The sequence below is a fragment of the Haliea sp. genome (assembly GCF_040221975.1).
Classification (GTDB): Bacteria; Pseudomonadota; Gammaproteobacteria; order Pseudomonadales; family Halieaceae; genus Haliea.
The window spans coordinates 157,411-179,274 of the sequence record NZ_JAVJWR010000013.1 but is presented as its reverse complement, the minus strand read 5'-3'; the positions used below and the strand labels follow the sequence as shown (position 1 = coordinate 179,274).

Genomic DNA, 21,864 nt, shown 5'->3' with positions numbered 1-21,864 from the left:
GCGCGGCTGCTTGCCGCGCGGTTGTCAATTTTCTAGCCGACCGAACCTTCAAGGCTCACTTCCAGCAATTTGCCGGCTTCCATGGCGAATTCCATGGGCAACTCGCGGAAGACTTCCTTGCAGAAGCCGTTGACGATCATGGACACGGCTTTCTCCGCATCCAGGCCGCGTTGCTGACACAGGTAGAGCTGGTCGTCGCTGACCTTGGAGGTGGTGGCCTCGTGCTCCACGACAGCGCTCGGGTTGCGGCTTTCGATATAGGGAAAAGTGTGGGCGGCGCTGCGGTCGCCGATCAGCAGCGAGTCGCACTGGGTGTAGTTGCGGGCGCCCTCGGCGCGCGGGCTCATGCGCACCAGGCCGCGATAGGCATTGGAACTGTTACCAGCGGAAATGCCCTTGGAAATAATGGTGGAACGGGTGTTCTTGCCCAGATGTATCATTTTGGTGCCGGTATCGGCCTGCTGGGCGTTGTTGGTCAGTGCCACCGAGTAGAACTCGCCGATGCTGTTGTCGCCGCGGAGAATGCAGCTGGGATATTTCCAGGTAATGGCGGAGCCTGTTTCCACCTGGGTCCAGGAAATCTTGGCGTTGCGGTGGGCGACGCCACGCTTGGTGACGAAGTTGTAGATGCCGCCCTTGCCCTCGGCATCGCCGGGATACCAGTTTTGCACCGTGGAGTACTTGATTTCGGCGCCGTCCAGAGCTACCAGCTCCACGACGGCGGCGTGTAGCTGGTTTTCATCGCGCATCGGCGCGGTGCAGCCCTCGAGGTAACTGACATGGCTGCCTTCGTCGGCGATGATCAGGGTGCGCTCGAATTGGCCGGTCTTGGCCTCGTTGATACGGAAGTAGGTCGACAGCTCCATCGGGCAACGCACGCCCTTCGGGATGTAGACGAAGGAGCCGTCACTGTACACCGCGCTGTTGAGCGCGGCGTAGAAGTTGTCCTTGCGCGGAACCACGCTGCCGAGGTATTTCTTTACCAGCTCCGGATAGTCTTTCACGGCTTCGGAAATCGAGCAGAAGATTACCCCGGCCTCCCACAGCTTTTCCCGGAAGGTGGTGGTGACCGAGACCGAATCGAACACCGCATCGACGGCGACCCCGGCCAGGGCTGCCTGTTCGTGCAGGGGTATGCCCAGCTTGTTGTAGGTTTCGATCAGTTGCGGGTCCACCTCATCCAGGCTCTGGGGTCGGTCTTTCATCGCCTTGGGAGAGGAGAAGTACGACATTTCCTCGAACTGTACCGGCGGGTAGTGGACATGGGCCCACTGCGGCTCGGCCATCTCCCGCCAGTCGCGATAGGCTTGCAGGCGCCACTCGAGCAGCCACTCGGGTTCGTTCTTGCGCGCGGAAATGAAGCGAACGGTCTCCTCATCCAGGCCCGGGGGCAGGGTGTCCGACTCGATATCAGTAGAGAAGCCGGCCGCGTATTCCTTGCGTATGGCGTGCTCGATCTGTTCCTGCGACATAGTGCTTGACCTGTTGGGGCGGGCTTCGGTGCCCGGCGATATCCGGGCTGCATTTTCGCATGCAGAACCCTGCCTGTCTGTGCCGGCGAGCGTTTTTCCGCTGCCGCTGAATACCTGAGTATTTTAGTCGACTATAGGCGGCGGTGCAATGCTGCTCTCAGGCTCCCCTGCGCCTCGCTCTGTCACCGTTGCTGCCCCTGGAGACGAATCCTGGGCGCGCGGTCTCCTCGGCATGGGCTTTGGCCAGCGGCGCCAATTGGCTGTGAAATCGCTGTGCGAAACCGACCAGCTCGGGGCTGATGGTGCCCACCGCCTCGATTGAGCGGCTGGGGAACACGCGCCATTCGGCGCCCGTGCCGGGGCGCTCCCGGGGCGTGGCCGGTGGCAGGCCGAGGCTTGACAACAGTGTCCGCTGGGTGCCCTGGGGGTCCTGGACGAGCGCCTCGTACTGTACTTCGAACATGGGATTGGGGAGTGCCTGCCGCCAGTGCTGCATGATTTTTTCTGCCAGGGCGATGGCGCGTCCGGTGGTGGCCAGCTGGTAGCTGTAGCGGTGGCCGCTGCGGAAATTCTTGAAGTAAAGGGCCAGCCCGAGGTCCAGCGGTTCGCGACGACAGAATATGATCGGTACCTCCGGGTGCAGCAGGGCCAGGTAGCCGAGCCGGCTGAGATTGGCCGGAGAGGTGTCGACGATATAGCGAGCGCCGGGGGCGGCGAGCGGGAGGTGTTGACCCAGTGGCGAGACGGTTGTCACGGCCAGCCGTGCTGCCCGTGTTTCCAGCCCCTGACCCTGGTGGAGGCCGCCGACCAGTTTGCGCACCAGCGCAAGTTCACCGCCCGCGCTGATCAGGGGATGCGCTGCCAGCAGGTTTTCCACCAGGCTCTTGCCCGAGCGCGGCAGTCCGGCAACGATGATGGCGGGGCAGGTCGGTGCGGCCGGTTCGGAGCGGGCGTGGCGGCGGAAAAACTCCGCAGTCATGGCGGCCGCTGCCGCCGACACCTGGTACTCGCGCTTGCCGCGTTCGATGGTATTGGCGATCAGGGTATTGGCCTGGCGAAAGAAGGCGAAGCCGGGGTGATCCAGGCCCGCATCGACGAAAATCTGTCCCAGCAGGAATAGCGCCCTGGCTCGCGAGCTGTCGGTGCGGCGCTCGTTCAGTGCCAGTCCCAGCAGCTCTGCGACTTCAGGTGCATCTGCCGGGATGGCACGGAAGTTCAGCAGCCCGCGGTAGGCGTCGGTCAGGCCCGGGTCCTGGTCCAGGGCCCGACTGTAACTGGAAATGGCTTCCTGACCGCGGCCAAGCCGGGTGTAGAGGTGCCCCTGCAGGACCAGCAGGCGGGCATTGCCGGGGCTGGATTCAAGGCCCTGCAGGAAGCAGGCTTCCGCCTCTGCCCAGCGTTCCAGGCCCTGCAGTGCCTGGCCTTTCAGGCCCCAGAGTTCGGCGTCGGCAGCAGTCTTCGCCAGCTGCAGCTCGCTTGCCTGTAGTGCGCTCGCAAAAGCCCTGTGCTGGAGGCTGGCCCTGATGGCAGCAACAGCTGCATCGTTGTCACGACGTTTGCGGGCCATGTGGGCGGCTCCCTCCCTTGCCACCGGCGGCGCGCCAAAGCGCCGCTATCCAGATAAGGGATAGTTGCCCAGCCGTGTACAGCGGGTCAATGGTTTTCCTTCTGGCCATGTTCGGCGGAGTCATGCAACATTGGAGCATCTTTAACGACTGTTATACGGGATGGATCGTCATGACCACCACGCTAAGGATAATTTCGGCACTGTTTGGGCTGCTCTTCACGGTCAGTTTCCTCAACTGGCTGCTGGCCCCGGCCGGCGCCGCCGCGACCCTGGGTATGCCGCTGCTGGACGGGGTCGCGCGCAACACCCAGGTCGGCGATTTTACCGCGTTCTTCTTTACCCTTGCGGTCCTGATCGGACTCGGGGTCTGGCGCAGGCAGCCGCAGCCCCTGCTCGGTGCCTGCCTGCTGCTCGGCAGCGCTGCCATTTTCCGTGTATGGTCGGCGTTAATGCACGAGGCTACCCTGGCGCCCGTATCTGTAGCGGTTGAAGTGGCCGGCACCGCTGTTCTGCTCGCCTACGCCTCGTGTCTGCGGCAATCCCGGCCTGAGTGATGCAACCACCTGGAGAGCACCCATGACGCCCATTGAGAGTCCGGAACAACTGGCCGAGCAGATACGTGAAGCGTCGACGGCGGATGCCGCGGCAATGTTGCAGGATCTGCTTCCGGAGCGGCAACAGCAGGTGCTGACGGCACTGCCACCGGATCAGGCCCTGGCAATCGCCTCTCATCTCTCCGGCTCGACGGTCGCCGCCGGTGAAGGCCCGGTGGAGTTGGACTACATTGGCCAGATCGGCAGCGACGACAATCACAGTATTGAGGAATTGCTGGTGGCGCCGTTCGGGGTGCTGGGGCCGGAGACCACGATCGCCGGAGCCCTGGATTATCTGGTCCATGCCAGCTCAACGTCCGGCATTACCTATATCTACGTGACAGGCGACGAGGGCCGGCTGCTGGGGACGGTGGCCATGCGTGATCTGTTGCTGGGTCGTCCGGGCCAGCGCCTGGCCGAGGTGATGACCCCGAAGCCCTTTGCCTTCACCCGCGAGACCCTGCTGCCCGAGGCCATTCAGCAGGCCCTGCGGCGGCGCCACCGCATCTATCCCGTGGTTGATGATGGCGGGCGCCTGCTGGGCCTGGTCTTCGGTTGGCAGCTGTTCGAGCGCATGGCCTCTGAGCTCAGTGTGCAGTCAGGCAGCATGGTCGGGCTGGATCGGGAGGAGCGCGTGGGTACTGGGATATGGGCCGCTTTTCGCATGCGTCATCCCTGGTTGCAGGTGAATCTGCTGACGGCCTTTGCGGCAGCGTTTGTCGTCGGTATTTTTGAAGACACGATCGCGCAGATCGTTGCCCTGGCAGTATTCCTGCCGGTCCTGGCGGGGCAGAGCGGCAACACCGGCTGCCAGGCACTGGCCATAACCCTGCGCGGCATGACCGTCGGTGAACTCGCGGACGTGCCGGTTGCGCGCCTGCTGCGCAAGGAAATAGCTCTGGGCGCCATGAACGGGTTTCTGGTGGGCTGCGTGGCGGCCGCTGCCATGTGGGTCTACGCCGGCATGAGTGGCACCAGCGACCCGTTGCTGCTGGGTCTGGTGATCCTGGTGGCGATGGTGGGCGCCTGCGTCGGCAGTGGCATTTTCGGGGTGATGGTGCCGCTCACGCTGCGCCGGTTTGGTGCCGATCCGGCGATGGCCAGCAGTATTTTCCTGACCACGTTTACCGATGTGCTGGGCATGGGTCTGATGCTGTTGCTGGCCACCACGCTGCTGTTGTAGATTTTTTTCTCGCGGCGTCTCAGGCACCGGCCAGCGCGGGCTGGCGCGCCACGATTGCCGCCCGGAATTGCGCCGGAATCGGAGTCGGTCTGCGCGAGTCCTTGTCGGTGAATACCTGGGTGATGCTGCCCCTGGCGAGGATCCTGGTGCCCCGGTCTGCATACAGTTCGAACGCCAGGTCCGCGCTAGTGCGTCCCAGACGGGTATAACCCAGGCGAACCTCCACGGTTTCAAAGGCCCTGCACTCGTCCAGATAGTCGCAGTTGATGTTCACCGTAAATATGAAACAGGGCGCCTCCCGGGGGTTCATGGCACTGAACCCGAGTTCTTCCATGAAGAAGCCGGCGACTTCATCGGCGTAGACCAGATAGTTGGCGAAATACAGATGGCCCTGCGCATCGGTGTCGCTGAACCGCACCAGCATGGTGTTGCTGTAGGGCAGGGTGTCTGCAGTGCAGGGCGGCTTCACTGCGGCTCGCCCTCGGGTGTGTCCCGCTTGTTCAGGGCAGCCGCATTCATGCAATAGCGCAGGCCCCCGGGGGGCGGTCCGTCGGGGAAGACATGTCCGAGGTGGGCGCCGCAGGTATTGCAGGTGGTTTCAATGCGGGTGCGGCCAAAGCTGTGGTCACTGTGGTAGGCAATGGCATTGTCCTTGACCGGTTGAGTGAAGGACGGCCAGCCGGTGCCGGACTCGAACTTCTGGTCACCATCAAACAACAGCGTATCGCAGCAGACACAGCAGTAGGCACCCGGCTCGAAGCGGGAGCACATCTCGTTGCTGAAGGCCCGTTCCGTACCCGCCTCGCGGGTGACCTGGAACTGTTCCGGGGTGAGCAGCGCGGCCCATTCTTCGTCGCTGCGCTGCAGCGTTCGGTCAGGGACGGGGTTGCCTTCCTCGGCAAAGCGGCGGACATCGTTCCAGGTGAGCATCGGGTCATCCTCTTGCGGGCCGGGGCCAGTCCCGGCGAGTACAATGGCCGCACAGTAGGGGCAAGGCAGGTGAATATCAAGCCTGGATGATTGCTGCGCCACAACTGTCGCAGGCGTGGTTTCCGGAATACGTGATTTTCCTGTTCTGGCTACAGTATACTCGGCAGATTGACGCCGGCGGGATGACCGGCGCAAAGCCAGGGGAAAGCATGTCTTTGTTCAGCAGGATTGTAACGCTTGTCGCGGTCGCGGCTCTGGCAGGTTGCCAGACCGTGCCCCCCGGGGATGCCGAAGCGGCTGTATGCCCGGCAGTGGAAGTCCCGGATTGCCCGGTGTGTCAGATTGAAGAGTGTCCCGCGCCGCGAGTGCTGGAGAAGATCGTGTTGCGACCGGCTCCGCCGCCGCCGCCGCCACCACCCCCGGCGACAGCGGGGGAACTGGACCTGCCCATCATCGGAGTGGTGGAATTTGTCACGGTTGACCCGCCGGGGGTGCGCCTGGAAGCCGTCATTGATACTGCCGCCGAGGGCAGCACGCTGGCGGTTCGCAACTTGCGGCTGCTGGAAAAGGACGGCCAGCGCTATGTCAACTACACGCTCGCCGATCCGGTGACGGGTGGCGAGCATGAGATTGAAGCCCTGGTGCGGCGCCGCGCGTCCACTCAGCATGCCGACGGCAGCACTAGCCGCAACCATGTAGTGCAAATGTGGTTGAGCCTTGGCGAGAGCCGGACCAGGGTCGAAGTCGGCTTGTCTGAGCGCACTGACATGCCCTACCCGCTGGTGGTAGGGCGCAACCTGTTGACTGACGTGGCGATTGTCGACGTCAGCCGACGCCACACTCTGGATAACCAACCGCCACCATGATTGCATCGCGAGCCAAGGTCGGCATTGTTGCCGGCGCCATGATCCTCTTCGGACTTGCCCTGACCGCCTACAAGGTGGTGCGGCTGGACCTTCCCCTCTGGCCCGGTGAATCGCGGGAAGTGTGGACCATCGAAAGCAAGATCAGCTTCAAGCCCAGCGATGGTCCCGTGGATGTGGAGCTCAAACTGCCCACGGGCCTGGGGGGATGGGTCACCCTGGAAGAACACTTTGCCTCCTCCGGATTTGGCTTTTCAGTCGTGGAGGAGGGGGGCGGCAAAGTGGCGCGGTGGTCGCGGCAATCCCTTGAGCACCCCACCACGCTGTATTACAAGCAGCAGGCCTATCGTGCCCGCCGGGACTCCCTGCCCGATTTTCCAGTGCGTGAAGCCGAGCCGCCACTGCTGGAGGCGGATCAGCAAGCCGCGATGGAGCGTCTGGTGATGGACCTGCGTGATCGTTCCAGTGGTCCGGCGACATTTGCCGCTCTGCTGGTACAGGAACTGGCGCGGCCGGAGCCCAGCCAGGATGCGGAGTTCCTTCTCGGCACCTATCGCGAAACGCCCCTGCGGGTGATGCTTGATGTTCTCGCCTACGCCGGCATCCCGGCCCACTCCGTGCGCGGCATCCAGTTGCAGGATGGGCGCCGGCGCCAGACCCTCAGCGCCCTGCTGGAAATTCATGATGGCAACGCCTGGCAATTGCTGGATCCGGCGACTGCGGGCAGTGGCCTGCCGGACAATTTTTTCGTCTGGCAGCGCGGCGATGGTGCCGCCCTGCGGGTCATGGGGGGGCGCGATTCGCGGCTGGAATTCGCCCTGGTGCGCAACAGCCTGTCTGCCAAGACGGTGGTCAGCATGGAACAGCGCAGCGACGACTTCGCTCTGCTGGACTTTTCCATCTATGCCCTGCCCGTGGAGCAGCAGGGTATTTTCAAGGGCATCCTGCTGTTGCCGGTAGCTGCCTTTGTGGTGGTGGTGATGCGTATCCTGGTAGGGATCAAGACCTCCGGTACTTTCATGCCTATTTTGATTGCCCTTGCATTCCTGCAGACGACCCTGTGGGTTGGCCTGGCCATCTTCCTGACCCTGGTGAGTGTGGGCCTCTGGATTCGCTCCTGGCTCAGTCACCTCAACCTGTTGCTGGTGGCCCGGGTGTCGGCCGTGGTTATCGTGGTGATCCTGCTGATGGCGGTGCTGGCGCTGATCAGCTACAAGCTGGGCCTTGACCAGGCCCTCACCGTGACCTTCTTTCCGACCATCATCCTGGCGTGGACGATTGAGCGCATGTCCATTCTCTGGGAAGAGGAGGGCGGACGCGAGGTGATGGTGCAGGGCGGTGGCAGCCTGCTGGTTGCAGTCATGGCTTATCTGGTCATGTCGATGCGGGTGGTCGAGCACCTTACCTTCAACTTCCCGGAGCTTCTGGTCAGCCTGCTCGGTGTCATCCTGTTGATCGGCAAGTACACCGGATACCGCTTGTCGGAGCTGTACCGCTTCCGCGACATGGCCAACATGAAATGATCAGGCTGGTATCCCCGTCCACATTGCGCCGGCTCGGTATCCTGGGGATGAACCGGCGCAATATTTCCTGCATAGGTGCCAACAATCCGCGCCGCAACTACCAGTTGGTGGACAACAAGCTGCTCACCAAGAAGGCGGCACTGGAGCGCGGCATCGTCGTGCCCGAGCTGTACGGTGTGATCGAACATCAATTCCAGATTGATCATATCCTGGAGCGGCTCCAGGACCGTGATGCCTTCGTAATCAAGCCGGTACAGGGTAGTGGCGGCAAGGGTATCCTGGTCATTGTCGCCCGCGACGGGGACCGCTTTGTCAAATCCAGTGGCGGCGTCGTGGACGATCGCGACCTGCGCCGGCACACCTCCAATATTCTTGCCGGCCTGCACAGTCTCGGTGGCCGCAACGATTACGCCATGATCGAGGCACTCATCGATTTCAACCCGGCGCTGGCGGAGTACAGCTACGAGGGTGTGCCGGATATCCGGGTCATCGTGCTCCGCGGGGTACCGGTCATGGCGATGATGCGGTGCGCTACCCACGCTTCGGACGGCAAGGCCAATTTGCACCAGGGCGCGGTCGGCGTGGGAATAGATATCGGTGATGGCCACAGTATCGCCGCTGTCCAGTTCGGCAGCCTCGTTACTCACCACCCCGATACCGGTGCCTGCTTCAAGTCTTTGCGTCTGCCCGACTGGGACGCCATCCTCGACCTCGCCGCCAGCTGTGCCGAGATGACTGGCCTCGGCTACCTGGGGGCCGATATCGTGCTCGACCGGCAGCGCGGCCCGATGCTGCTGGAATTGAATGCAAGACCCGGGCTGGCGATCCAGGTGGCGAATCAGGAGGGCCTGATCCACCGCCTGCGAATCGCGGAGGAAATCGCGGCGACCGCTCCGGACCATGATGCACGCGTACGCATCGCCCGCGAGCGCTTCCATCGTCCGGAAACGGTGTTTCCCGAAGAGCCTGTAACCACTGCCTCCGGGGCAGCCTGATCCGACTGGCTTGCAATCAGTCCAGATTAGCGTAGTATTCCTGCCTCGCACCCGCTGACGGTGCCGATCCTCGTCAGCATCACCCCTCCGATTTACCTTTAATACACTTCCCCACAGAGATTGCTGACTATGACTTTTGACACCCTCGGGCTGTCCGCCAGCCTGATGCGCGCTATTGCCGATCAAGGCTATGAAACCCCATCACCAATTCAGGCCAAGGCCATCCCCCTGATTCTTGCAGGCCAGGATGTCATGGCCGCCGCCCAGACCGGCACCGGCAAAACCGCCGCCTTTACCCTGCCGCTGCTGCACCGCCTCAGCGGTGGCACCCCGGTCAGGGCCAACCGCTGCCGCGCCCTGGTCTTGACCCCCACCCGCGAGCTTGCTGCCCAGGTGCAGGAAAGTGTGCGCGATTACGGCAAATATGATGGCTTCAGCTCGGCGGTGGTGTTCGGGGGCGTCAAGATCAACCCCCAGATCGCCCTGCTCAGGCGCGGCGTCGATGTGCTGGTAGCGACGCCTGGTCGCCTGCTGGACCTGCATGGCCAGGGCTTTGTCGACTTCAGTGACCTCGAGGTGCTGGTCTTCGACGAGGCGGACCGCATGCTGGACATGGGCTTCATCAACGACATCAAGCGCATCGTCAAGCTGCTGCCGGTGAAGCGCCAGACCCTGATGTTCTCCGCGACCTTTTCTGCGGAGATTACCAAGCTCGCCCAGGGTTACATGCAAAACCCGGTCAAGGTCGAGGTCGCGCCCCCCAATGCGACCGCGGACATGGTGACCCAGTGGGTCTACCCGGTCGACAAGAAACGCAAACCGGAACTGCTCAGTCACCTGGTGCAGAGCAATGCCTGGCACCAGGTGCTGGTTTTTACCCGCACCAAGCACGGCGCCAACAAGCTGAGCCAGCAGCTGGAAAAGAACGGCATCAGCGCTGTCGCCATCCACGGCAATAAGAGCCAGAATGCGCGCACCAAGGCTCTGGGCGACTTCAAGCGGGGCAAGGTACAGGCGCTGGTCGCCACCGATATCGCCGCCCGGGGCCTCGATATCGAGCAGTTGCCGCAGGTGGTCAACTTCGACCTGCCCAACGTGGCCGAGGATTATGTGCACCGTATCGGCCGCACCGGTCGTGCCGGCGCCTCCGGTCACGCCTATTCCCTGGTCAGCGCTGATGAAGCTGATTTCCTGGCCGGGATCGAGAAGCTAATTCGCAAGACCCTGCCGCGAGAGGAAATCGAGGGCTTCGAGCCCGAGCACGCGGTGCCTCAGGGACGCCCCGGCGCAACCGCCCGGCCCCAGAGCCAGAGACCGGCGCGCCGCGCCGGCCCTCCCGGCGGTGATGCGGCGAATCGCGGCCAGCCGCGGCGCCGTCGCCGCAGTGGCGGCGGTGCTGGCAACGGCAATCGCCCGGCGCGCTGAGAACAGGTGCCCTCCACCCCGTCTGACCCGGCGCAGTACTTGCGCCGGTAACCGCTTCCTGTAATCCTGCTCCTGTTACCGTCCCGGCGGTCCTACTGGAGCATAATAATGAATGACAATCTTGATTTGCGCCGTCGTGCCCTGGTAAAGGGTGTCGCGGCCGCTTCACTGCTGCCTGTCCTGGGCAGCAATCTGATGGGCTGTTCCGACAGCAGTGATCGCCGAATTCCCGACCAGGCCCCAGAGCCCGGTCCGGTGGGTGTGGCGGCAGAGTTCAGGCACGGCGTGGCATCTGGAGATCCAACAACCGACCGGGTCATACTGTGGACGCGGGTGACACCGGATGAGCCGGGTTTTGTGGAAGTGGAATGGGAAGTCGCTGCCGAGGAAGACTTCAGCACCATCCTGGCAAGCGGTTCCGGGACCACCGACGAGGCTGTGGACTTCACGGTCAAGGTCGATGTCACCGGCCTTGCCGCCGGCACCGCCTATTTCTATCGTTTTCGGGTGCGTGACCGCGTCTCCGAAGTGGCCCGCACACGCACCGCACCTGCCGGGGCAACCGCCAGCGCCGCTTTTGCCGTGGTGTCCTGCTCCAACTACCCGACCGGGTATTTCAACGTCTACCGCGAGGTGGCGCAACAGCCGGTGGACGCGGTCCTGCATCTGGGCGACTACATTTACGAATATGCTCCGGGTGGTTATGCCAGTGCCAACGCAGAAGCCCTCGGCCGCGTGGTCGAGCCAGCCACGGAAATTCTCACCCTCGCCGATTATCGAACCCGCTACGCCCAGTATCGCAGCGACCCTGACCTGCAGGCTGCCCACGCCGCGCATCCGTTCATTGTGGTCTGGGATGACCACGAGATTGCCAATGATACCTGGCGTGAAGGCGCGGAGAACCACGATCAGGAAACCGAGGGCGAGTTCTCGGCCCGCCGTGCCGCGGCCATCCAGGCCTGGTATGAATGGTTGCCGGTGCGGCCACCGACCAGCACGGCAGAGATAATCTACCGGCGCCTGCCTTACGGCGATCTTCTGGACCTGATCATGCTGGACACCCGGGTCATCGGTCGCGATCAACAGTTCGTCTACCCCGACTTTGTCAACGGCGGCATAATCGATGTCGATGCCACCCGGGCGGCGGTAGGCGACAGCGGTCGCACCCTGCTTGGCGCACAGCAGCTGGCCTGGCTGGAGGAGCAGCTGGCCGGTTCGACCGCGCGCTGGCAGATTCTTGGCCAGCAGGTGCTGATGGGGCGCTATGCGCTGCCGTCACCGATTCTCGAGGCTCTGGAGCCGAGTATTGGCGGCGACGATACCCTGGCGGCCGGGACCGCAGCGGTGCTGGCAGCGGTTGCGGCCAAAAACAAGGCGCCGGGGGACCGTACCCTCGAGGAGCAAATGCTGCTTGATTCGGCGATTCCGTACAACCTGGACGCCTGGGATGGCTACGACTTCGAACGCAATCGGGTGCTGGATTTTGTTGCCCAGCTTGGCAGTCGACTCGTGGTACTGGCAGGAGATACCCACAATGCCTGGGCCTCGCAGCTGCGGAGCAGTACTGGAGAAGTCGTGGGGGTGGAGTTCGCGACCGCCAGCGTCACCTCGCCGGGCCTGGACGCGGTGCTCGGCGCCGATGCGGCGGCCCTGTTCGCACCACTGATGTCGGTACTCGTAGACGACCTGGTCTATGCCAACTTCCTCGATCGCGGCTACCTGACCGTGGCATTTGCAGAGGATGCAGTCACCGCGGAATGGCGTTATGTCTCCACCATCGACAGTACCGATTACGTTGAGAATGAAGCGGCTTTCCAGCGGCGGGTCGTGCAGCGGGCGGACCTGGTTTTGTCCTGATTGAACCGTGTGCCTGCAGGCCGGAGCACGGTAAACTCGGGTGTGTGTTCCAACCCACAATAACAGAGGATGTTTCCATGAAGCCTGATACATTGCCAGCATTTCTCGATCACTGGGCCCGTCAGTGCCCGGACAAGGTCTGGCTCAAGGATCTGTTGCCGGAGGGTTCGCGCGATGTTACCTGGGGCGAGGCTGCCGACACGGTGAACGCGATGGCGGCGATGCTGGAACATCAATTCGGCCACGGTGAACGCATGGCGTTGCTGTCCCGCAATTGTGCCCACTGGTTCCTGGCGGATCTCGCGATCATCAGGTCCGGCAACATTACGGTAAGCATGTTCACCACGTTGCCGGGACCCACCGCCCAGTACATTCTGGACTTTACCGAGGCGCGGGTACTGTTTGTCGGCGACACCTCGAACTGGCAGGCAGTCCGCGAGGTGTTGCCCGAGGGCATCACCCTGATAACCCTGCCCGGCGTGGAACTGGATGAGCCACACCTGCAGTGGGAGGCGCTATTGGCCGAGTGGCGCGGCAGGTCCCCCGCCTACGAGTGCCAGCCGGACGATGTCATGTCGCTGGTGTTCACCTCGGGAACCACAGGCCTGCCCAAGGGCGTCATCCAAACCCACACCAGCAACCTGATTCCCATCAACCGCTTCCGGGCAGCGTTTGGTACCCGCGACGAGGCTCGCTACTTTTCCTACCTGCCGCTGTCGCACATTGCGGAACGCCAGATCGTGGAGTTTTCCTCCATGGTCTGCTGTGGCGAGGTCAGCTTCAACCAGAGCCTGGAGACCCTCGCCGCGGACCTGCAGCGCACCCGGCCGCACATGTTCTTTGGTCCACCGCGAGTGTGGGAGCAGTTGAAACAGGCGGTTATCGCCAAGTTTGGTGGCAGCGATGCGCTGGAAGCGGCACTGGCGCAGGATCCGGAAGGCATTGGGCGCATGATCGTGGAGGGCCTGGGCCTGAATGAAGTGGAATTCTGCCTGGTTGCGGCGGCGCCGACTCCGCCGGCGCTGATCCACTGGTGGGAGCGTCTGGGCCTGACCCTCATGGAAGGCTTCGGCCAGACCGAAGCCATGGGCGTTATTGTCTGCGGACACGACAGCCGGCGCATAGGGTCCATCGGCAAGCCCATTGGCGAGGTGGAATACCGGATTACCGATGAGGGCGAGCTGGTGGTGCGTGCCGCCGGCTGTACCCCCGGCTACTACAGGCAGCCGGAGAAGACTGCCGAGCTGATTCGTGACGGTTGGCTGCACACCGGCGACAAGGCGCGGGTCGACGAGGATGGCTTCATCTACCTGACCGGGCGGGTCAAGGACTACTTCAAGACCATCCAGGGCAAGTTCGTGGCGCCGCCGCCGATAGAGAGTGATTTCGCCAGGAATCCCCATACCGAGCAGCACTGCCTGCTGGGTCGCGGTTATTCCAAGACGGTAATGGTCGCTGTGCTCAACGAGGCCGCCCGGCAACTGGCAGAAGCGTCTCGCGAGCGCGCCGAACAGGAAATTGCCGAAGCGATTCACGAAGCGGTGCGGAGCATCAACGATGCGGTGGAGAAGCATGCCCGCATCGGCGCCGTGATCCTGGCCAGTGAAGAGTGGACCATCGACAACGAGGTGCTGACGCCCACCCTGAAGATCCGTCGCGAGAAGGTCGAGGAGCGCTACGGTGAACTCGCCGAATCCCTGGCTCGGCGGTCCGCCGAGGAGAAGACGCTGCTGCTGCACTGGGCAATCTGAGAGCGCCGCGCGGGGCCGGCTACTGCGGCCCCCCTGCGGCGGTTTCCGGCTCGGGGGGCGGTTCCAGCGGGTCTGCGTGAAACTCATCCACCCCCACCGAAGCGGCCGGTTGCAGGTCCTCCACGGAGGTCTCCGGCCCCCGGGGGTCGAGGCCGAGGCCACTCGGCGCAATTTCCGGTGCCGTCGCCGAGAAGGGCACATGGTCCTTGGTCATCGCCGCATGGTCCTTGTTCCGGGTCTGTACCGCCAGATAGGCGGAGAACAGGCCGCTCAGGACTGCGAAAGACCAGAACAGGGCAGTGGCATCGAACAGGCTCATGAGTTGACCCAGGAGGATCGGTGCGCTGGCCGCGCCAAGTGCGTTCAGCAGAAGCACCGAGGTACCGATTTCGACAAATTCCTCGGCGGAAGAATTGTCGGCCGCGGTGGCCAGGGAGATCGCATACAGGGGCATGGTCACGGCGCCGAACAGGAATACGGCCAGCAGATGCAGTTCATGCGATACCGTGAGCGCGACTGCCGCAGAGGTGACCACTGCGGCGACACTGAGGCATACCAGGACGTAGCGCCGATCGAGGCGGTCGGACAGCCAGCCGATGGGGTACTGGAACAGGGCGCCGCCGGCTATGCCCGCGGTGATGAACCAGGTGACATCGGCAGTGCTGGTGCCGTAGCGGCGGGCGAATACGGCCCCAAGGGCCCAGAAACTGCCGACGATCAGGCCCGAGAGCACAGTGCCGGCAAAAGCGGATCGGGAGCGTCGGTAGAGGAGGTTGAAGCGGAAGCTGGTGGCCTTCAAGGGTGCCGGGGCGAGACGGCTGGTCAGCCCCACGGGCACGATGGCCAGTGCCATGAAGATTGCCGCGAGCGTGAAGGGCGTGGAGCTGTCCGCAGGGCCGACGTTGATCAATACCTGGCCAAACGCCATGGAGGCGAGGATGATGAGGGTGTAGATGGCCAGCACCTGGCCCCGGGATTCTGCACCGGTCTGGTCGTTGAGCCAGCTCTCTATTACCGTGTACAGCCCGCAGATGACCGCGCCGGTGAGGAAACGCAGGGCCAGCCAGGGCGCCCAGCCATCGACCATTTCCAGGATCAGGATGGCGCTGATCATCAGCGCCGTCAGCACCGCAAAGCTGCGTATGTGCCCCACCTTGGCAATGATGCGCGGGATCAGCAGGCAGCCGGCGACAAAGCCGAGGAAGTAGGCGGAGGCACTGACCCCGATGAGGAAATCCGACAGCCCGTTGCTGGAGGCGCGCAGGGGCAGCAGCGTGAGCTGCATGCCCTGTCCAACGAGCAGCAGGGAGGTGGAGATCAGAAGCGAGGTGAGGGTGAGCAGGGTTCTCATGGGATGCTGGCGGCTGAAGCTGTGGAGGCGGGAAGGGTACACGGTTTGGCGTGCGCTAAAAACCGCCAATTTTGTAAAAAAAAGCCCGGCAGAGCCGGGCGAAGGAAGCCGGGTTCCCGGGGGGGTTAGTTCAGGAACTCGGCTCGGGTGCTTGGGTCTGCCTTGAATGCGCCGCCCAGTGACGTGGTGCGGGTGCGGGAGTTGCTGTCCATGACGCCACGCGACTTGACGCAATAGTGCACGGCATCAATGGTGACGGCGACATCGTCCGTCTCCAGCAGGGTCTGCAGTGCCACCAGGATCTGCTGGGTCAGTCGCTCCTGTACCTGCGGCCTCTGGGCAAAAAAGCGCACAATGCGGTTGATCTTGGACAGACCGATGACCTTGTCCCCGGGGATGTAGGCCACCCGCGCCCGGCCATCGATGGTCACGAAGTGATGCTCGCAGGTACTGACGACATCGATGTCGTCTACCTGTACCATCTCCTCAACCTGCATCTTGTTGGCGATCACCGAAATTTTCGGGAACTGGCTATAATCGAGACCGGAGAAGATCTCGTCAACGTACATTTTGGCGATGCGGTGGGGGGTTTCGCACAGGCTGTCATCGTTCAGGTCGAGCCCCAGGGTGCGGGTGATGTCGGTAAAGGACTGGGCGATGCGTCGGTATTTTTCGTCGCGGGACAGACCATTGTTCACCAGGGGCGTCTCCAGGCCGCGCTCCAGCAGCGCCTGACGCACGAGGGCAGCCTCCCGCGACACTTTTACAGGGAAAGCAATGTTTTCAGCGAGGGCAGTTTCCATGTCACATCTCCGGTCTGTTTGGCATTGTTACGGGGGCGCGGGAGCGGTGGATTCCAGGTCCGGTCGGTGGGGGGCGAACTTGTCCGACTATTTCTGGACAATAAATGGACGCCGCGTTACCTCCTGTGACTGCAGGGCTCCGGGATGGGAAGCCTGATGTTGAGCGAGTGGTTGCGCGAAAGCAGGGTGCTGCCGGTCATCACCCCGGGCGAGGTCGCCGTGACGGTGCAGCTCTGCCGGACACTGGCTGCAGCGGGCATGAGGGCCGTGGAATTGACCCTGCGCTCGGCGACCGCGCTGGAGACCATGCGCGCCGTGGTTGCGGAAGTGCCGCAGCTGCAGGTGGCTGCGGGCACTGTCCTGACTCCGACGCAACTCGATCTGGTGCAGGGTGCCGGAGCGGTCTTTGCGGTGAGCCCGGGTGCGACGGCGGCGCTGTACCAGGCTGCCCGCTCGGCTGCCATGCCACTGCTGCCCGGGGTGGCGACGGCCTCCGAGGTCATGGTGGGGCTGGAGCAGGGCCTGGACTGCTTCAAGCTGTTCCCGGCCACTGCGCTCGGCGGTCAGGACCTGCTGGGGGCACTGGCAGGTCCCTTTCCCGAAGCGCGGTTCTGCCCGACCGGCGGTCTGCGGGCGGACAATTTCCGCGCTTTCCTCGCGCTGCCGAATGTGATCTGCTGTGGCGGATCGTGGATGGTGGCTCCGGATCTGGTCGCTGCCGGTGACTGGGACGCGATCGCCACTCTGGCAGCGGCGGCTATGCAAGCCGAGTCCGGGCACTCGTCCGGGGCAAACCCCGATCACTGAATCAAGGAGTGAAAAGATGACAAGGCAGCAACCCCTGCGGGTGGGTATCATGGGCTTCGGCCAGATCGGGCGGCAGCTATATGAACTGGCGTCACAGAGCGAGGATGTCGAGGTGGTGGCGATCGCGGATATCGGCCAGCCCGAGATCCTGCACTATCTTTTATGCTCGGAAGTCAAAGAGCCCGTACGGCATACCCTGGAGGGCAACTTCCTGGTCAACCCGCGGTTCCGGGCGCGCCTGATGCGCACCGATACACCGGCGGAAATGCCCTGGGATATTTTTGCGGTGGATATGGTGATCGACGCCACCGGCAAATTCCGCCAGCGCCGTTTCATGGAAGAGCATCTCGGCAATGGCGCGCCGCGGGTGCTGCTGCGCACGCTGCCGGCGGACCACATTGATCGTATTGTCATGCCGGGAATCAATGCCCAGGCGGCACGGCGCGAAGACCGCATGGTTTCCGCCGGTTCCGCGACGACCACGGCTCTGTGCCTGCTCCTGCATGCGCTGTCGCGGGATTTTGCGATCGACTGTGGCAGCATGACCACCATCCACTCCTATACCTCGGACCAGGTGTTGCAGGACTATGCCGGCAGCGACTTTCGTCGCAGCCGTTCCGCCGCGGAAAACATCATTCCCAATACCCACGAGGCAGCTGACTGGCTGGGCCAGGTGCTGCCGGCCTTCACCGACAAGATCATTACCTCGGCGCTCAATGTTCCCATCCACGTGGGTTGCCTGCTGGATGTGAACCTGGTGCTGGCTGACAGTGCGGTAACTGCAGAAGACATCAATGCGGCCATGCGCAGGCATGCGCCGGCTTATCCGGGCATGGTCGATGTGGTCGAGGACCCGATTGTGTCGTCCGATGTCATCGGCAACCCGCACTCGCTGTTGTTTGACGCCCGGGGCACGATCAAGGCCGGTGCCAATACGATCAAGACACTGGGCTGGTACGAGAGCCTGGGCCATGCCGGGCGCCTGCTCGATGTCGCTCGCATCTATGGTGCCCTTGACCAGCAAGGGGAGGTCGCGCAATGAGAGTTGCCATCAACGGATTTGGCCGTATCGGCCGCTCGGTATTCAGGATTCTGGAGGATACGCCCGGCATTGACGTCGTGGTCATCAATGACCTGTTCGATTTTGCTGCCCTGCGCTATCTGCTCAACTACGACACCGTCATGGGTCCCTTCGGCAAGGCGCTGACCCTGGAAGGGGACGAGTTTGTGACGCCCAAGGGGCGCTGCAAGCTGATCAGCGAGCGCGACCCCGCGGCCCTACCCTGGGGCGAGATGGGCATTGATGCCGTGGTCGAGGCGACCGGGGCTTTCCGCAAGCGCGCCCAGCTGGAGCAGCATCTCCAGGCCGGGGCGAAGCGGGTGGTGCTGACCGTTCCCGCTGCCGACAGTATTGATTACACCATCGTGCTGGGCGTCAACGACGCAGGGCTGCAGGAGGGCCACCGGATCATCTCCAACGCCAGCTGTACCACCAACTGCCTGGCACCCATGGCCAGCGTGCTGGACCAGGCCTTTGGCATAGAGGAAGGGGTCATCAATACGGTGCACGCCTACACCAACGACCAGCGCCTGGCCGATGTGCCGCACTCGGACTGGCGCCGCAGCCGCGCCGCGGCGGAGAATACCATTCCCACCTCCACCGGTGCCGCCAGGGCGGTGGGCGAGGTACTGCCGCAACTGCAGGGACGGCTGCACGGTATTGCCTCCCGGGTACCGGTTCCGGACGGGTCCGTGGTGGACCTGTTCGTGCAGCTGTCGCGTCCGGTGACGGTAGAGGAAGTGCACGCAGCGGTAAGGGAAGCAGCCGCCACGCCACAGTTGCGGGGCATTCTCGAGTACTGCGACCGGCCCCTGGTCTCCACTGACATCATCGGCAACTCGCACTCGTCAATCTACGATGCCGGTTTCAGTGCGGTGGTCAACGCGCGCTATCTGCGGGTGTTGAACTGGTATGACAACGAGTGGGGTTACTCGGCACGCGTCTGCGATCTGCTGCAGAGGCTGCGTCAATGGTGAGTGGGGAGACACAGGAGACCGGGCAGCGGTCGGACTACAGCCAGCTGCGCAGCAATGTCAGCTTTCTGGGCCGCCTGCTGGGAGATACTATCTCTGCAGCCAATGGCGCGGACTTTCTGGAACTGGTGGAGAAAATCCGGCGCCTGTCCAAGTCGGCCCGCGCCGGCGAGGAACAGGGCAGTGAGGGTAGCGCCCACGACGAGTTGCTGGCGGTACTGCGCAATCTCGACAATGCGCAGCTGGTGCCGGTGGCCCGCGCCTTCAGCCAGTTTCTCAATCTGGCCAATATTGCCGACCAGCACCATACGGTGTCGCGACAGATGGAGCCCCTGTTCTCTGCGTCGCGCAACCTGACCGGCAATTTCACGGCCTTGCTGGAGGAAGGTGTCACTGCCGGGGCCATCGCCGCCGCTGTCGACCAGCTCAGTATCGAGCTGGTGCTGACGGCGCACCCCACCGAGATCATGCGCCGTACCCTGATTCACAAACACACGGAAATTGGTCGCTGCCTGTCCCAGCTGGAACTCTCGGGCCTGACACCGCGCGAGCAGGAACAGCTGCAGTCGCGCCTGCGCGAGCTCATCGCCCAGATCTGGTATGGCGACGACTTCCGTACCGAGCGGCCTTCGCCCGTGGATGAGGCCAAGTGGGGCTTCGCGGTGGTGGAGGATTCCCTGTGGCGCGCGGTGCCGGAATTCCTGCGCCGACTGGATGCGGCCCTGCATGAGTGCTGTGGCGTCGGCCTGCCGCTGGACGCCGCCCCGGTCAGCTTCGGCTCCTGGATGGGCAGTGATCGCGACGGCAATCCCAATGTCACCGCCGCGGTGACCGAAGAAGTCCTCTGGCTCAGCCGCTGGCAGGCGACCGAGCTCTATCTGCAGGATGTCACCAGGCTGGTCGAGGAGCTTTCCATGACCGTCTGCAATGACGACCTGGCGGCTGCGGCTGCGGGCTCACACGAACCCTACCGCACGGTACTGCGGCGGCTGCGGGATCGTCTCAAGGGCGACCTGCAATGTATTGAGCTGGCGCTGGAGTCCGGATCCGGCGGCCGGCGTTCCGGGGGCCGGCCATCCGGGGGCCCCGCTGTGTCGCCAGAGCGACCGCTGCTGACCCAGGCAGACCTCTGGCAGCCGCTGCAGCTTTGCTACCAGTCCCTGCGGGACTGCGGCATGGGGGTTATCGCCGAAGGCGCCCTGCTGGATCTGCTGCGCCGGGTGCGCTGCTTCGGCGTGCACCTTGTGCGCCACGATGTGCGCCAGGACAGTGCCCGCCACACCGAGGTGCTGTCGGAGCTGACGGCCTGGCTGGGTATTGGCGACTACGCCGAGTGGGACGAAGCGGCGCGCTGCGCATTCCTGCGCCAGGAGCTGGCCAGCCGCCGGCCGCTCATTCCGCAGCGCTGGGAGCCGACCCCGGATGTGGCGGAAGTGCTGGCGACCTTCGACGTGATTGCCCGCCAGTCCCGGGAGTCCCTCGGTGCCTACGTGATCTCCATGGCTCGTCAGGCCTCGGACGTGCTGGCGGTTCATCTGCTGCTGCGCGAGGCCGGGTGCCCCTTCGACCTGCCGGTGGCGCCCCTGTTTGAAACTCTCGATGACCTGTCGCGCGCCCGCGAGGTGGTGGCCTCGCTGCTCGAGGACCCCTGGTATCGCGGGCATGTGCAGGGCCGGATGATGGTGATGATCGGTTACTCGGATTCCGCCAAGGACGCCGGCGTCATGGCGGCGGCCTGGGCCCAGTATCGGGCCCAGGAGGAGTTGCTGGGCGTGTGCCGGGAGCACAACGTCGAACTGACCCTGTTCCACGGTCGCGGCGGCACCATTGGGCGCGGTGGCGCCCCCGCCCAGGCGGCGCTGTTGTCGCAGCCACCGGGATCGCTGCAGCAGGGGCTGCGGGTGACCGAGCAGGGCGAGATGATCCGGGCGAAGCTGGGCTGGACGTCCCTGGCGGTCAAGACTCTGGCGCTGTACACCAGCGCCATTTGTCGTGCGAACCTGCAGACGCCGCCGGCGCCGCGCCAGGCCTGGCGCGACCTGATGGAGTCGCTGGCGGAGGATTCCTGTGCCGTCTACCGGCAAATGATCCGCGAGGAACCGGATTTCATCGACTACTTCCGCCACGCTACCCCGGAGCAGGAACTGGCGGGTTTGCCCCTCGGTTCGCGTCCGGCACGGCGCCGCGGTGGCGGCGGTATCGAGAGCCTGCGCGCCATTCCCTGGATCTTTGCCTGGTCCCAGAACCGGCTGATGCTGCCGGCCTGGCTGGGGGCGGGTGCGGCACTGCAGCGGGCTCTCGACGCGGGGCACGCCGGCCTGCTGCGGGAAATGGCCTCCGACTGGCCGTTCTTTGCCACCCGCCTGTCGATGCTGGAGATGGTCTATGCCAAGGCGGACAGCGGACTGTCAGCACACTATGACGCCTGCCTCGTGCCGGAGCCCCTGCAGCATCTGGGGAAAAGCCTGCGCGCCGGCCTGCAGCAGGATATTGCCACTGTACTCGAGATCGGCGGCAGCTCGGCGCTGCTGACGGATGCGCCCTGGATCCGCGAGTCCATCCAGTTGCGCAATATCTATACGGATCCGCTCAATGTCCTGCAGGCGGAGCTGCTGCAGCGCCAGCGGCAAGACGCCCAGCCGGTACTGGAGCAGGCGATCATGGTCACCATTGCCGGCATTGCCGCGGGTATGCGCAACACCGGCTAATT

The 21,864-nt window shown here is 63.7% G+C and carries 18 protein-coding genes; 12 read left to right on the top strand and 6 right to left on the bottom strand.

The annotated features are described in order from the left end of the window. Positions 1–32: 32 nt before the first annotated feature. Both sufB and RLO07_RS04585 read right to left on the bottom strand, forming a co-directional pair. Complete coding sequence (sufB, locus tag RLO07_RS04590) at positions 33–1,472, bottom strand: Fe-S cluster assembly protein SufB (protein WP_462290954.1); 1,440 nt, start codon at positions 1,470–1,472, stop codon at positions 33–35. Between the two features lie 157 nt (positions 1,473–1,629). Beyond that, a complete protein-coding gene (locus RLO07_RS04585; RefSeq protein ID WP_462290953.1) occupies positions 1,630–3,039 on the bottom strand; it encodes a sulfotransferase family protein in 1,410 nt (469 codons plus the stop codon). Between the two features lie 170 nt (positions 3,040–3,209). Between RLO07_RS04585 and RLO07_RS04580 the strand changes: the two genes are divergently transcribed. Both RLO07_RS04580 and RLO07_RS04575 read left to right on the top strand, forming a co-directional pair. Further along, a complete protein-coding gene (locus RLO07_RS04580) occupies positions 3,210–3,593 on the top strand; it encodes a hypothetical protein (RefSeq protein ID WP_462290952.1) in 384 nt (127 codons plus the stop codon). A gap of 22 nt (positions 3,594–3,615) precedes the next feature. Then, positions 3,616–4,815, top strand: coding sequence for a magnesium transporter (locus tag RLO07_RS04575; RefSeq protein ID WP_462290951.1), 1,200 nt, complete (start codon positions 3,616–3,618; stop codon positions 4,813–4,815). Between the two features lie 19 nt (positions 4,816–4,834). Here RLO07_RS04575 and RLO07_RS04570 read toward each other — a convergent pair whose 3' ends face one another. Together RLO07_RS04570 and msrB are read right to left on the bottom strand one after the other, a co-directional pair. Then, a complete protein-coding gene (locus RLO07_RS04570; protein ID WP_462290950.1) occupies positions 4,835–5,284 on the bottom strand; it encodes an acyl-CoA thioesterase in 450 nt (149 codons plus the stop codon). Further along, positions 5,281–5,745: a peptide-methionine (R)-S-oxide reductase MsrB gene (gene msrB, locus RLO07_RS04565; protein ID WP_462290949.1), complete on the bottom strand. Its 465-nt coding sequence runs from the start codon at positions 5,743–5,745 to the stop codon at positions 5,281–5,283. Before msrB ends, RLO07_RS04570 begins: the two co-directional genes overlap by 4 nt. A gap of 209 nt (positions 5,746–5,954) precedes the next feature. Between msrB and RLO07_RS04560 the strand changes: the two genes are divergently transcribed. The 6 genes from RLO07_RS04560 (at position 5,955) to RLO07_RS04535 (ending at position 14,159) form a co-directional block, all read left to right on the top strand. Continuing rightward, a complete protein-coding gene (locus tag RLO07_RS04560; RefSeq protein WP_462290948.1) occupies positions 5,955–6,611 on the top strand; it encodes a putative ATP-dependent zinc protease in 657 nt (218 codons plus the stop codon). Next, entirely contained in the window at positions 6,608–8,131 is a 1,524-nt protein-coding gene (locus RLO07_RS04555) for an inactive transglutaminase family protein (RefSeq protein ID WP_462290947.1), read from the top strand. The genes RLO07_RS04560 and RLO07_RS04555 overlap by 4 nt, the downstream gene beginning before the upstream one ends. Then, on the top strand, positions 8,128–9,126 hold the full coding sequence (locus RLO07_RS04550) for an alpha-L-glutamate ligase-like protein (protein ID WP_462290946.1): 999 nt from the start codon (positions 8,128–8,130) through the stop codon (positions 9,124–9,126). Before RLO07_RS04555 ends, RLO07_RS04550 begins: the two co-directional genes overlap by 4 nt. A gap of 129 nt (positions 9,127–9,255) precedes the next feature. Beyond that, on the top strand, positions 9,256–10,551 hold the full coding sequence (locus tag RLO07_RS04545) for a DEAD/DEAH box helicase (RefSeq protein WP_462290945.1): 1,296 nt from the start codon (positions 9,256–9,258) through the stop codon (positions 10,549–10,551). Positions 10,552–10,659: 108 nt separating this feature from the next. Then, positions 10,660–12,408, top strand: a complete 1,749-nt coding sequence (locus RLO07_RS04540; RefSeq protein WP_462290944.1) for an alkaline phosphatase D family protein — start codon at positions 10,660–10,662, stop codon at positions 12,406–12,408. A gap of 77 nt (positions 12,409–12,485) precedes the next feature. Beyond that, positions 12,486–14,159, top strand: a complete 1,674-nt coding sequence (locus RLO07_RS04535) for an AMP-binding protein (protein ID WP_462290943.1) — start codon at positions 12,486–12,488, stop codon at positions 14,157–14,159. Between the two features lie 19 nt (positions 14,160–14,178). Here RLO07_RS04535 and RLO07_RS04530 read toward each other — a convergent pair whose 3' ends face one another. Then, positions 14,179–15,510, bottom strand: coding sequence for an MFS transporter (locus RLO07_RS04530; protein ID WP_462290942.1), 1,332 nt, complete (start codon positions 15,508–15,510; stop codon positions 14,179–14,181). Between the two features lie 125 nt (positions 15,511–15,635). Continuing rightward, positions 15,636–16,313, bottom strand: a complete 678-nt coding sequence (folE, locus tag RLO07_RS04525; RefSeq protein WP_462290941.1) for a GTP cyclohydrolase I FolE — start codon at positions 16,311–16,313, stop codon at positions 15,636–15,638. A 156-nt stretch (positions 16,314–16,469) separates the two neighbouring features. On the opposite strand from folE, the gene eda reads away from it, so the two are divergent. From eda to ppc, 4 genes are read left to right on the top strand one after another with little or no spacing between them, the layout of a single operon-like run. After that, a complete protein-coding gene (eda, locus tag RLO07_RS04520; protein WP_462290940.1) occupies positions 16,470–17,120 on the top strand; it encodes a bifunctional 4-hydroxy-2-oxoglutarate aldolase/2-dehydro-3-deoxy-phosphogluconate aldolase in 651 nt (216 codons plus the stop codon). Positions 17,121–17,136: 16 nt separating this feature from the next. Beyond that, on the top strand, positions 17,137–18,162 hold the full coding sequence (locus RLO07_RS04515) for a type I glyceraldehyde-3-phosphate dehydrogenase (RefSeq protein WP_462290939.1): 1,026 nt from the start codon (positions 17,137–17,139) through the stop codon (positions 18,160–18,162). Then, positions 18,159–19,157, top strand: coding sequence for a type I glyceraldehyde-3-phosphate dehydrogenase (gap, locus tag RLO07_RS04510; RefSeq protein WP_462290938.1), 999 nt, complete (start codon positions 18,159–18,161; stop codon positions 19,155–19,157). The genes RLO07_RS04515 and gap overlap by 4 nt, the downstream gene beginning before the upstream one ends. Further along, the gene (gene ppc / locus RLO07_RS04505; RefSeq protein ID WP_462290937.1) at positions 19,154–21,862 is read left to right on the top strand and encodes a phosphoenolpyruvate carboxylase; all 2,709 of its coding nucleotides are present in this window, start codon (positions 19,154–19,156) and stop codon (positions 21,860–21,862) included. The genes gap and ppc overlap by 4 nt, the downstream gene beginning before the upstream one ends. Positions 21,863–21,864: the final 2 nt, after the last annotated feature.

Bases quoted from the DNA above. Each gene is read 5' to 3' on its own strand.
- RLO07_RS04535 (WP_462290943.1), top strand. From the start codon at position 12,486: ATGAAGCCTGATACATTGCCAGCATTTCTCGATCACTGGGCCCGTCAG.
- RLO07_RS04585 (WP_462290953.1), bottom strand. From the start codon at position 3,039: ATGGCCCGCAAACGTCGTGACAACGATGCAGCTGTTGCTGCCATCAGG.
- eda (WP_462290940.1), top strand. From the start codon at position 16,470: ATGTTGAGCGAGTGGTTGCGCGAAAGCAGGGTGCTGCCGGTCATCACC.
- RLO07_RS04530 (WP_462290942.1), bottom strand. From the start codon at position 15,510: ATGAGAACCCTGCTCACCCTCACCTCGCTTCTGATCTCCACCTCCCTG.
- RLO07_RS04555 (WP_462290947.1), top strand. From the start codon at position 6,608: ATGATTGCATCGCGAGCCAAGGTCGGCATTGTTGCCGGCGCCATGATC.
- gap (WP_462290938.1), top strand. From the start codon at position 18,159: ATGAGAGTTGCCATCAACGGATTTGGCCGTATCGGCCGCTCGGTATTC.
- RLO07_RS04550 (WP_462290946.1), top strand. From the start codon at position 8,128: ATGATCAGGCTGGTATCCCCGTCCACATTGCGCCGGCTCGGTATCCTG.
- msrB (WP_462290949.1), bottom strand. From the start codon at position 5,745: ATGCTCACCTGGAACGATGTCCGCCGCTTTGCCGAGGAAGGCAACCCC.
- RLO07_RS04545 (WP_462290945.1), top strand. From the start codon at position 9,256: ATGACTTTTGACACCCTCGGGCTGTCCGCCAGCCTGATGCGCGCTATT.
- RLO07_RS04515 (WP_462290939.1), top strand. From the start codon at position 17,137: ATGACAAGGCAGCAACCCCTGCGGGTGGGTATCATGGGCTTCGGCCAG.
- sufB (WP_462290954.1), bottom strand. From the start codon at position 1,472: ATGTCGCAGGAACAGATCGAGCACGCCATACGCAAGGAATACGCGGCC.
- folE (WP_462290941.1), bottom strand. From the start codon at position 16,313: ATGGAAACTGCCCTCGCTGAAAACATTGCTTTCCCTGTAAAAGTGTCG.
- RLO07_RS04560 (WP_462290948.1), top strand. From the start codon at position 5,955: ATGTCTTTGTTCAGCAGGATTGTAACGCTTGTCGCGGTCGCGGCTCTG.
- RLO07_RS04575 (WP_462290951.1), top strand. From the start codon at position 3,616: ATGACGCCCATTGAGAGTCCGGAACAACTGGCCGAGCAGATACGTGAA.
- RLO07_RS04580 (WP_462290952.1), top strand. From the start codon at position 3,210: ATGACCACCACGCTAAGGATAATTTCGGCACTGTTTGGGCTGCTCTTC.
- RLO07_RS04540 (WP_462290944.1), top strand. From the start codon at position 10,660: ATGAATGACAATCTTGATTTGCGCCGTCGTGCCCTGGTAAAGGGTGTC.